Here is an 11,125-nt window from a genome sequence, read left to right as displayed (position 1 = left end):
GGGGGAGGTGTTGAGGAGAAGGAGATCCCGGGAACACCGGTATCCGCAAAACAAGTCGGCGATCACATAGAGATCGAGGTAGATGAGAGAGACCCAATACCTGTAAGTTCTGAAGGTGATAGCGATGGATCTATGCAGAGAGATGCTAGAAATAGCAAGCAGAATAGCTAGCACAGAGGAGATACCATTTGGAACATCAAATCTACACCTAATACTCTATCTAACTGGCAGAGAACTTGCGATCTCGTGCTCCTCAAACACAGTCTCGATATTCATCATGAGCAACTGGGTAGCAATAAAAGAAATATATTCTTTCGAGATGAGAAGCAGGACAGATCTAGCAGCAATAGCAGAGAATATAAGGAAGATAATACGCCTAGAAAAGATCTACGACCTCGTTAAAACAAGCATAGCAAGAGCAAACAGGATAAGAACAAAAACATAAACCCCCTTCATCCCGGGGGCAGGTCACATTTTTCTCTCTCACATTTTTTGTAGTTCTTTTCTCTTTCTTTCAATCTCCCCCCACCCAATGCCGGGTGGTTTAGGGTTCATAGTGATTATCGCTACGATGCTTATATATTTGATGCTGAGCAGAGAATCTAGGCTGTGATGGCAGTTCTTCTATTGCTTCCCAGCTCTGTTTTTCTCCCGCCGATCCATAGATATAGCTTCGCGTCTGGAGCTAATTCCCTTAATTTGTTTAGAACCTCTTCTGAGTCGTCGTGGATCTCCACAACCTCGTACTCATGTTCTACGAGCCATCTCATTGCCCTTGCCTTGTATATATGATCCTTCTCCTTGTTGGCATCTCCCCTGAGGATCAATAGGTCGTATCTGGCTCCTATTCTATCCAGCATCTCGATTGTTTTGCTTGCCATTCTTTTAGGTCTCCCACTCAGGATCACAGCCGATAATCCAAGCATATACGCCCTCTCCATAGATGTTAGAGCGTCCTGCACTGGCTTATCCAGTTCTAGGTATTTGTTGCTTAGAAAGATCTCCCATACCCTGCTTCTCTTCCTATGATCTTTTTTAAACTCCTCCTCGGAAACACCTGCCTCTTCTAGCGATTTTCTAAACCTCTCTGTGGAGTCGAAGATAACACCGTCTAGATCAAAGATAGCTAGAAATCTCGAAGCAGGTCTCGATCGAGTATATACAACAAACCATCCGAGATCAGCTACCTCCATGTTCCCATCCAATATTATTTGTTGATTTGGACAAATAGATCTGTTTGTGGTTGCTTTTTTCCTGCTGGTTTTTGGTGGGTATGATAAAAACCCTCGATAGGTTCTTATCTGAGAAGGAGGAGATCAGGGAGGCTTTTAGGATAGCTAGGGGCGGTGGATCTGCTGTTGTTGTGGCACCCCCTGGCTATGGGAAGACTCTCCAGGCTGCTAGGGAGCTCGCATCCGAGGCAAGGTTTCTGTATATCGCTAGGACACATAATGAGCTTGATACGTTTCTGGAGCACTATAGGAGGGGCGGCGGTGGGAGTGTTGTTAGGGCATATGGTATGGATGAGGTCTGCTACAAGAGAGAGCCAGGGGATCCCACCCCTTTTGAGAAGTTCTGCAGGATCATGAGGCTCTCTGGTAAATGCGATACAGCTGTTACCGAGCAGAGGATAAGGGCTGTATATGGTGCCCAGTTCAGCGGTTCACAGGCTATTAGGGAGCGTGCTAGGGAGATAGGTGCATGCCTATACCCATCCCTCGCAAGGCTTGTAGAGACATCTCCGAGGGTTGTCGCAACGTATAAGTATGCGATCCACCACCCACAGATCATATCCAGGGACAGGATCAGGGTTTTCGACGAGTACCACTCTATAATATCTATGTATGAGGAGGCTGTGAGGCCTATATCCAGGGAGAGGCTGTCAGAGGTCTCCAGGATCGTTTCATCCCATGCCAGGGAATCCGCTGACTACGAGCTGTATAGGCTTGCATATGGTCTTAAGAAGGAGAGGGATCTATCGGCACTTGCCGAGATAGCATCTGCGATATACGAGAAGATCGGTGGCAGGGCTCCCGAGGAGATCCAGATCCTGATGAGGTGTAGAAAGATCTGCTTCGAACACGGGGGATCTATATACGCTGTTGTCGGAGGATACCCATTCACAGACATGGATAGATCTGTTTATATGAGTGCTGTTAGGCTTGGTCTCTTCAGAAGGGCTGAGGTGATCGAGGTAGGCTCTAAACCCCTTGTGAGGGTAGAGATCATGGATAGATATACTACTGAGTATAGCTCTAGGGGGGATGAGATGTACAGATCGATAGCCTCTGAGATCCAGGAGCTTGTGAAGAGACATAGCAGGGTCTTCATAGTCTATCAGAGCAGGGAGGTTATGAAGGCTGTATCACCCTTGCTAGGTGATGCCAGGGGGAGGATCGTGTTGGAGGATGTTGCAGGGGGGATATACACGGAGGGTGTGGAACCACCTCCACACGATCTCATGATCCTAGTCGGTGCTCCATACCCATCCAAGTCCCCCGAGGTAGAGGTTCTATCAAGGGTGCTCGGCGTGAATGGCTATAGAGAGATAGCTAGGATAAGGGCTATCCAGGCTATTGGCAGGGCTGCGAGGGCCGGGGCGAGGGTCATTGCTATGGATAGGAGGTTCAGAGATCTTCTAACAGGTATAAACTGGATCGATGTCTAGGGAAAGGCTATGTTATAACATAGCTACCATCGGGCATTCTGAAGATCGTGTGAACCCTTATAACAGGCTGTGCACAGTTTATCGTGCTCCCGAAGTCCAGCTTGGCTGTGAACTCCTTAGAGGCACCTGGGTCTATATCTACATTTATACTGTATGATGCCCTGTAAACGTTTGTACTGCATACCACGTATGCGTCTACCCTGACAAGTGTTGTCCTTACACTCCCACCCACAGCTGATATATATGCGACCGCTGTCCTCCAATCTGCTAGCACTGCGAAGTCTGCGATCGATGCTCTTGGTGGCTGTGCTGTGGATCCGCTAGCTATTATGTTATACGCTATTGGGTAGAATATGAGGAACGCAGCCATAGCCACCCCTATGAGTAGCACGGCACCGACTACCTCTCCTATCCCCCTAATCCTCTTCATGTCTCTACCCACCTCACAGCTCTATCCATTAGCATGATCTCTAGGAGGTTCCTCAGGTTGATCCCGCTCAGCTTTATCGCCGTGCACCCGATCTGCTGTGCTATGCTCTCAACCTGCTGAGCCATTGTCTTGACCCTGCTAACAGCCTCAACATCTGTTCTCCCCCTAGCCTGTATCATGATGAACTGTATAGCTGCTACAGCCCTGCTCCTCATAAGCCTGGCCATCTCCCTCTGTAGGCTCTCGAGCTTAACAGCCTGTGCTGCGGAGAATATAGTCCTCCTAGGTGCGTTGGCCTGGAGCTGTGCACCCTTTATCTCGGCCTGGAGCCTCTTGAGCTCAGCGGGTATCAGTGGATCCTCTGTCTTGTGTATGCAGTATAGAGTCCCCAGGGGCATCCCGAAGACAGCACCCTCGACACTTGTTAGGAGTGCCTTGACCTGCTCATCCTGCATATCGCTCACAGGCTGGAGGGGTAGGAGCTTGAATGCCATGGCAGCTGTGCAGTTATCCTCGGGCCTCTGCCCATCCCTCCCACAGACTATTATAACATCGTTCTCTATCCTAACATCACCAAGATAGATCCTCACGAGCCTAGGTATCAATATATGTCCGAAGAATGCGAAGATAGATCCAACAATATATGATATCACGAGGATTGTCAGCCACGGTAGTGTCTGCGGCGATATCCCAGCCTGGGCGAATATCACTATAACCATCATGCTCAGTATTATGAAGAACATGAAAGTCCATCTACTAATCTGCGGCATACACCCTCCTAAACAATGGCGTGGCCTGGATAAGCTATTCCATAACCTCTGACCTCCTCCCCGCCCTGCAGAATGGGGCTTTCAGTTGTAATAGGCTGTCTCCCAGGCTCTTCTGAACCACTCACCTAATATCTTGCTTAGCCTCACAACAGCATCTTCAAGATCCCTCACGTCCCTGAGATCGTAGTATATGGCTAGGGCCTTCACACCCTCCTCAACAGATTTGTATAGCTTTTCTGAGGCCTGGGCAGGGCTTTCATCGATCTCAGCCAGCCCCTTATAAAAGAGTTCAACCGCTAGATCGCGGTGTCTCACAATATCCTCAATATTCCGATCTCCAGCTCTATGCAATGTTCCCCACTACCCAGAAGTAATATATGTTGCAGAATTTAGGGCTGGGAGGTTAGATGATCATATTTTTCCGACGATCTCTTCGATCCTTGCCAGTAGATCCTCTGCTACTCCGAACCATTTCAGGGCCTTTCCAATTGCTTTGAGTGCTCTTCCATACTCATCTGCTATGACCCTGTATCTCTTCGAGGCAGCGATCCTAGCCCGTCCCAACGCATCTTTGCTCGGTATTGCTGTTCCCAGCCTCTCTGGTGGGATCCTCTTGAGCTCCTCATAAACCGAGGCCTCGCTCGGTGAGTCGGCCTCTCTCAGTGCATCCTCCATCCTCCTCCTCAGCACCTCTATCCTCTCCCCAATACTCCTAAGTATGAATCTGGAGACCTCGTGCCCCTCTCCAAGGGTAGATACTATTGCTAGACCCTTGTAGAGCGGTCTAGTGGCTAGGTTGGACATCAGCTCGGGCCTCGGGATGATATATCCGCCTGGCCTTGCGATCGGCCATATCTTCTCATCGAATATCCTCTCAAGCTCATCCAGCGATGGTACATCAGGTGCCATAGGCCCCCTCCTAACCTCCCACGGGAGCATCCCTAGTGGTGTGTTCCTCGGCAGGCTCCTCAGGATCCTCAGCAGGTTCTCCTCATTGAGAGCCACGACCTTCTCGCCACGCTTTGCTGAGCAGCTCGAGTCCCACCTAGTCAGCATATACGCTGATAGGACAACATCCATTAGATGCCTTGCGAATAGAGATGCACCCGCCGGGCTTGCAAATCTATTGGGATCCTTCTTAGACCTTGAAAGGGCTATCGAGGCAGTTCTCCGGGTGATCTCCTCGAGGTGCTTCGAAGCAGCATATGCAATCCTGGCATATAGAGCTATATAGTCATCCGCTGTGAACATGGGCTTTGATAGATGCTTTGTCAGTAGCTCCCCACCCCATATCCCCCTCCCCCTGAAGATCGGCCTAGCACCGTGTGGAAGGAACTCCTTCCCAGGCTTGTAGCAGTTCTCACAGCAGATCCTGAGGACATCTTTAGATGTCTCGCCCCTTAGAAGGGCATCCATACACTCCGGCTTCGTAGCAACAGCCACTATACCGACAGCATGGAATAGATCAGCAGCTGATACAGGGTCTAGATACCCAGCCCTCAGGCTATTGACTATGCTGTACACGGGTCTCAAGCCATATATATGCTCAGAGTATATCTTAACCTCGTTGAAGTCAGCTGTGAACACCTGGGAAGGATATGGATCCATATCCTCCCTGAAGAAGCCATCGGTAAACCTCGGAGGCGGGTAGCTGTGGATATATGCATATGGTATCTCAGCATCGAACTCATATACATTGAGGTACACAGCCCTATACCTTCTCTTAACAGGCTTTCTATCAGGGTCTATCTCGTTATCAGCGATCTCCCTCCTAACTATGAGGGTTGGGAACTCGATATATACTGCCGGCATCAGATCAGCTTGCCTGTTGCCCAGCAGTGCCATGTCGTTGTATAGACCTATCGGCCAGCTCTCGAGGATACCCCCTACAGCTGACTCCTCAACAGGCATCACAAGAACTGAAGGGTCTGAAGATGCAGCACCCTCAAACCTCTGATCACTCATACAGTGAACCGAGTATGCCCCGCAGAGGATAGTACGCCCCGAGCAAAACCTATCATATCTATAGGAGGCTGCATGTATATTGCAGTCGCCAGCAACCTCCATGTAGATCTTCTCTGCACACTTCGTATAGTCCCTGAAGAACTGTGTGTGGAACTGGATCTCCCAGAGAATGCCATAGTCAGGATTGAGGTATCTGAGATATCTATAGTTCTTCACTAAGAAACCTGTAAGACCATGAAGCCTCTCATTCTCGAAGGAGCCCCGGGGGAGCACATCATATTTTATATTCCATAACTGCTTATACTCGGGCGAAAGGTTCTCTCTCTCGAATAACCAATAGATCCTGCTGTACCACCGATAGTTCTCGTTGAATACGTTGAAGAACTCATAGATCTTAAGTATATCCGCAAACTCCTTTGTCAGCATCAGAGCACGTCCCCTGTCATCCACAAATGATATGACAGGCTTTAGCTCCTCTAGGTATTTCCAGCTCTTGGGTTCATACTCATCATATGTTGTTTCATCAAGCAAGTCTGAGTCATTGGATCCCCCACCGTACCTGGCTCTCCACACGATATCCATATACTGACTTGCAGCCCCTTTATGCTTCTCTTTCCCTGTGAATATGTCGAAACCCATTAGATCGACATTCGCTATGTCTGCGGCGCCATATGCGATTGGTTGCGACTCTGGCTTCCTCTCCCACTCAAGCACCTTCCCAGTGTAGAAGAGTGTCTCACCCTTTGTGCCCACGCCTGAGCATGTGTAATATCTCATGATCGAGTATGCATAGTTCCTCAGAAGAATCTTCTTAACCTCAGGATCCTGCTCATAGTGTATCAGCATCTCTATAGAGTTTGGAAGCCATCTAGACATCGAGAGCTCCACACCGAGATTGACTGCCTCCCCACTCAGCATCTTAGAGGCCTTTGCAACAGCAGCTATCCTTAGCCTCAGATCCTTAACAGCGATCGACCTCATATCCACAGTACCATCCTTCTTTATCGGGAGTCCTACTGGGATTGGTATGTCGTTGAAGAGCCTCTTATAGTCGTTCCCATATTTCTTCACTATCTCCTCCTCGGATATGAATATCCTCGACAGATCATCCAAGATCAACACATTATCTGTATCGCCATACTTACGAAAACCTGGGTATGGCCTGTATGGCCCGATATAGTCTCCGGATACTACGTATAGCTTGTCATAGTTGGCAGGTATGAATAGCATGTAATCAGGTGCCTTATAGCTATCTGTTCTTACCCATGTGTCAAAGCCTATCGCGGCGTATTTCTCTTTAATCGTGAGCTGGATATAGTATATCCTTGGGATCGTTATACCCATATCATCTATATCAACATAGCCGTCTGCAAAGACGCCGAGCTCTCTGAGGGCATCCACCTCTGACTTTCCAAATACCTCTGTCTTTATCTTCCTAGCATCTTCAAGGCTTGGTACGAATCCCATGTTCCATAGAACCCTGTAGACGTTACCCTCGTTTGTGTGTTTAGCAGCTGCTGATGCTACCTCTAGCATCAGGTTTCTGAACATAGATGGTGTGATGTAGCCAGCTATAAATGCTATCCACCTGAGTATCCTTGACCTTTTAAACAGCTCATCATATTGATTCATCTATATACCCCTCTCCACATCCCCCAAAACAATATATTAGAATTAAAACACTTATAAACAGATCCAGGTTCCAGCCTGGGTTGAAACGCTTATCCAAGACACACTTATTGAGGGTGGCGAAGGTGTCTCTACAGAGGAGGAGGGTTGAGGCTCCAGAGGTTGAGAGCGAGCTGAGGGCTGCTTCTGCGATAGTTGCTGAGGCTCTGTACATAGATAGGAAGGATCTTGTGAGGGCTGTTGATAGGGGTATAGTGAATATAGCACATATAGAGGCATCCGCTGAGGAGGGATATCTAGCCATATACGGCTCCCAGCTCCTGAGGGCCCTCGAGCTGGCACCAATGATGATCACAGCCGAGGATGCTGTTAATGGCATCGAGAGGATCATAGATTCATATGATAAGGGCAGGATCAAGGGCGATGAGTCAGCCACGACAGCAGCAGCCGGCCTACTCAAGCACCTAGCATCTGTAGAGCTTGCCATGATCGCTCTGAAGGGTATGGACAGCAAGACAACAGAGATAATGAGGATCAAAGAGAAAATCATTAAGGAGATAGAGGAGAATGGTAAGGTGAGCGAGGCATCGCTGAGCAGCTACATAGCCGATTTGAAGAAATACATGAAGGATCTCGGCGAGATAAGGGATGCTAGTGCCAGCTTCAAGGATAACCTGAGATCGATAGCTGAGAAGGCATACGAGTCTGCAAGGACTATGGAGATCGTGAGGAAGCTCGGCTACTTCTCAATGGGAAACGGGTTGAAACCGCTGGTGGAGCCAGCGATAGACGGGGAGAGGGCTTCCATGCTTAGAGAGGCATCTGAGCTAGTGCTGAAGGGAGAGATAGCAGAGGCAGTAAAGAAAGCCCACCAGATATACGAAAAGCTAGGGTCTAACATATGGATGGAGATATCAGGAGAAGCAAAGAAAAAAGTGGATAGTAAAATAGCCGACTACAACAACAAACAGCGTCAAAAGAACCCACTAAATCCAAAGCTAATATCCCTGCTGGATCAGCCGGTTAGAACCCCGCTCGGTGTTGTCGATGATACCAAAAACTTTGGGGAGCTGGTTGCCCTATATCTGATGTATGGTGATAGCCTTTCGGATATTGTTAAGAAATGCATCAAGGGAGGGTCTCAATGCAATTCACAGGATCTGGAGGAACAGCTGGCGTTGTTCAGAAGCCTCTCAGCCGGTGTAGAGGGTGCTATGAGCTATGCTATGGCTGAGTATAAAAATAAGATTGCTAAGCAGCAGGCTCAGCAGGGTCAGCAGGTACAACAGCAGGTTCAACAGCAGGTGCCCCAGCAGCCCGTCCCATTTGAGGAGTTATCTAGGTTCTTGGTGAAGAACCAGGTCAAGAAAGACAAGGTGTTCAATGAGATATTGTTGGATGTCAGGGATATGCTCTCGCCGGATCTCAGTAACAGGGTTGATGTGTTCTGGAAGATGGAGCCCAACGCCGTGTCATCGGTTCTAGCTGCTGTGGAGGATGGTGGGAGGGCTCTGCGTAGGGAGGGTTGGAGGGCTAGGATACAGGTTATAGCGTCTATGATGAGGAGCACATTTGGAATGCCATATGATATAGAGGCTGAGAACAGGGTCTACGGGGCTGTTGATAGCTATCTCAGATATTCTGGGCTTCTATCGAGACAGGATCTAGAGGGTATCGAGGGGACTAACGCCTCTAGGATAGGTCTCTTCATGAGGGTATCAGCAGCTGGCTTGCTTGCACAGGCCCTCGAGAGGATCTCCGGTGCCGGTGGGAAGATATGGTTCAAGGAGTTCGCAGAGTATGAGGTGAATGTGAAGGGTAGGAGGGAGCCTGTCAAGCTGCCATCTGTTATGAGGGCTATGGATATGGTTACAGCTGATGGTGTTGTATCGGATATAGAGGAGTATAGGGATAGGGTTGCATCTAGGATAGCGGGTATCCTTGGGAAAACACTTCAAGACCCCAGAGATGCTGCTGCTAAGGCATCCGCAGCATCTTCTGAGGCTCTGAGGAAGGCTTCTGAGTACCTTGGCTCTGGAGATCTACATCTACTGGCTGTGGCGAGCTCTGTATATGCTCTCGAGGGTAACAGAACCCTCGATGCATCTAATGAGAAGGGCTGGGTTCTATCCAGGGTTGTGGTTATCAAGGTTGACAGGCAGAGCGGGTCATATGAGGTGGCTACTGGGGATGAGATCCTCGATGCCGCTAGAAAGGGTTCGAAGGTTCTCGGGGAGGATGTATCAAGCCTAGCTGCTGGATGGATAAGGGTCGAGGGTGATAGGATAGCTGTTAGACCATCCATCGTTAGCGAGTCGATAGCCGAGGGAGCAGCTGTGAGGGTATCAGGGGATAACCTATATGTTGTGATAGCCCTTCCAGAGGATGTGGGCAGGGCTAAACAGGTTGTTCTATCCGACTCGGAGCTCCAGTCGGGTGGAAAGATAAGGGATGATAAGTTCTGGGAGGAGGCCTCCAGGGCTATAGACAGGCTCGCGGGGTCTCCACACTCGACAAACCTAGCAGTTGCCCTCGGGACTATAACGGCTATCAGGTATGAGTACTACTCGGCATATATGAGGGTTGCACACCCAACAACAAATATAGATTCAAACTCCGTCGTAGCCTCGATAAACATGGCTGGGATCCTGGCTCTATCGGCAGCAGCTAAGGAGATTGCTGAGAGGAAGGGCATCGACTATAACAGGGCCCTCGCAGAGGCTGTTAGAAATCCTGAGGTTCTTAAGAAGGTTGCGAACGACGCATATGTCTACCTAGTCGCCGTTGATCTCGCAAGGGGGTTCAAGATGATGGATGTGTTCAACGCTATAAGCGGCTACACCAAGCACGTCAAAGACCTTACAAGGGCACACCCGAAGATATCGCCTGTGCTTGAGAGGGCTGTATACACATGGATCTCAGTCGGGGGCATGACGCTAGCGGTATCACCATACATGCTGATGGTTTCATCGAATATACTGGCACAGGCTGCTGAGTGGATGGCACCGGGTATAACGATTATGAACACAATGATATGGCAGGGATATAAATCGATAAACCCCGACAGGGCAATGGCAGTTGCCTCTAGAATAGCAGGTGACATACTCGCATCGAAAGCAGCACCACACGGGCTCGTTAGGAGGGCCGTTGAAAAAGCAATAAGGTATTACTAGCCCATAGGTTTTTTCTCTAAACACCGCTTTTACACGCCTCAACATCGGGGCCTCGGTGCAGGCGTTTAGAAAGGGTCTTGCTGAGGATCTGGGGGAGGAGTCGCTGAGGCTAACTATTTTATCACCCAGGGCGATCAAGGAGCTAGGGCTAGTATATAGAAGACCTCTTGACGCCCTCAGAGAGCTGATCCAGAACGCTATAGACGCCGGGGCATCAAGGATAGACATAGGATATGACCCGAGCAGCAAGACACTAACGTTCGAGCACAATGGAAAACCAATAGAGGGCGAATATCTAGATGCTTTTCTAGTTGTTGGGACGGATTTCAAGGCTAGGGATAGGGATAGGTATATAGGTATGTTCGGCATTGGTAGGCTCAGCTGGTTGATGCTCGGACACACAGCCGAGATCATAACTGCCAATCACAAGCTTATATGGAGGGAGGATGAGATCGAGAGGATAGCAAAGAAAGAGCTGGACACCTATTAC

9 protein-coding genes are annotated in these 11,125 nt (G+C 49.1%); 4 read left to right on the top strand and 5 right to left on the bottom strand.

Translation table 11 applies throughout. The features are described 5' to 3' along the window. Nucleotides 1-124: 124 nt before the first annotated feature. The gene (locus QXE01_09290) at nt 125-445 is read left to right on the top strand and encodes a hypothetical protein (GenBank protein ID MEM4971432.1); all 321 of its coding nucleotides are present in this window, start codon (nt 125-127) and stop codon (nt 443-445) included. Nucleotides 446-602: 157 nt separating this feature from the next. Here QXE01_09290 and QXE01_09285 read toward each other — a convergent pair whose 3' ends face one another. Further along, nucleotides 603-1,193 (bottom strand): HAD family acid phosphatase, encoded by a 591-nt coding sequence (locus QXE01_09285; protein MEM4971431.1) that lies wholly within the window; start codon nt 1,191-1,193, stop codon nt 603-605. Between the two features lie 80 nt (nt 1,194-1,273). Between QXE01_09285 and QXE01_09280 the strand changes: the two genes are divergently transcribed. After that, nucleotides 1,274-2,668, top strand: a complete 1,395-nt coding sequence (locus tag QXE01_09280) for a hypothetical protein (protein ID MEM4971430.1) — start codon at nt 1,274-1,276, stop codon at nt 2,666-2,668. Nucleotides 2,669-2,675: 7 nt separating this feature from the next. On the opposite strand, the gene QXE01_09275 is transcribed toward QXE01_09280, so the two are convergent. The 4 genes from QXE01_09275 to QXE01_09260 all read right to left on the bottom strand — a co-directional run bounded on the left by QXE01_09275 (nt 2,676) and on the right by QXE01_09260 (nt 7,465). Continuing rightward, a complete protein-coding gene (locus tag QXE01_09275) occupies nt 2,676-3,098 on the bottom strand; it encodes a hypothetical protein (protein ID MEM4971429.1) in 423 nt (140 codons plus the stop codon). Further along, on the bottom strand, nt 3,095-3,868 hold the full coding sequence (locus tag QXE01_09270) for a hypothetical protein (GenBank protein MEM4971428.1): 774 nt from the start codon (nt 3,866-3,868) through the stop codon (nt 3,095-3,097). The genes QXE01_09275 and QXE01_09270 overlap by 4 nt, the downstream gene beginning before the upstream one ends. Before the next feature lie 81 nt (nt 3,869-3,949). Then, entirely contained in the window at nt 3,950-4,219 is a 270-nt protein-coding gene (locus QXE01_09265; GenBank protein ID MEM4971427.1) for a PaREP1 family protein, read from the bottom strand. Between the two features lie 60 nt (nt 4,220-4,279). Further along, nucleotides 4,280-7,465 carry a hypothetical protein gene (locus QXE01_09260; GenBank protein MEM4971426.1) on the bottom strand — a complete coding sequence of 1,062 codons (3,186 nt, stop codon included), beginning with the start codon at nt 7,463-7,465 and terminating at the stop codon, nt 4,280-4,282. Nucleotides 7,466-7,587: 122 nt separating this feature from the next. Here QXE01_09260 and QXE01_09255 point away from each other — a divergent pair, with 122 nt between their 5' ends. Both QXE01_09255 and QXE01_09250 read left to right on the top strand, forming a co-directional pair. After that, a complete protein-coding gene (locus QXE01_09255) occupies nt 7,588-10,635 on the top strand; it encodes a hypothetical protein (GenBank protein ID MEM4971425.1) in 3,048 nt (1,015 codons plus the stop codon). Between the two features lie 55 nt (nt 10,636-10,690). Next, nucleotides 10,691-11,125 (top strand): ATP-binding protein (locus tag QXE01_09250; protein MEM4971424.1); only part of this gene is annotated, 435 nt, incomplete at its 3' end.

Source organism: Sulfolobales archaeon (assembly GCA_038897115.1).
In the GTDB taxonomy this organism is placed as follows: Archaea; Thermoproteota; Thermoprotei_A; order Sulfolobales; family AG1; genus AG1.
Note: the sequence above shows the minus strand (reverse complement) of the source record. Positions and strands in the feature narration are given on the sequence as shown.

Excerpts from the sequence above, each read along its gene's own strand:
- QXE01_09290 (MEM4971432.1), top strand. The coding sequence starts at position 125 with ATGGATCTATGCAGAGAGATGCTAGAAATAGCAAGCAGAATAGCTAGC.
- QXE01_09270 (MEM4971428.1), bottom strand. The coding sequence starts at position 3,868 with ATGCCGCAGATTAGTAGATGGACTTTCATGTTCTTCATAATACTGAGC.
- QXE01_09260 (MEM4971426.1), bottom strand. The coding sequence starts at position 7,465 with ATGAATCAATATGATGAGCTGTTTAAAAGGTCAAGGATACTCAGGTGG.
- QXE01_09280 (MEM4971430.1), top strand. The coding sequence starts at position 1,274 with ATGATAAAAACCCTCGATAGGTTCTTATCTGAGAAGGAGGAGATCAGG.
- QXE01_09285 (MEM4971431.1), bottom strand. The coding sequence starts at position 1,193 with ATGGAGGTAGCTGATCTCGGATGGTTTGTTGTATATACTCGATCGAGA.
- QXE01_09275 (MEM4971429.1), bottom strand. The coding sequence starts at position 3,098 with ATGAAGAGGATTAGGGGGATAGGAGAGGTAGTCGGTGCCGTGCTACTC.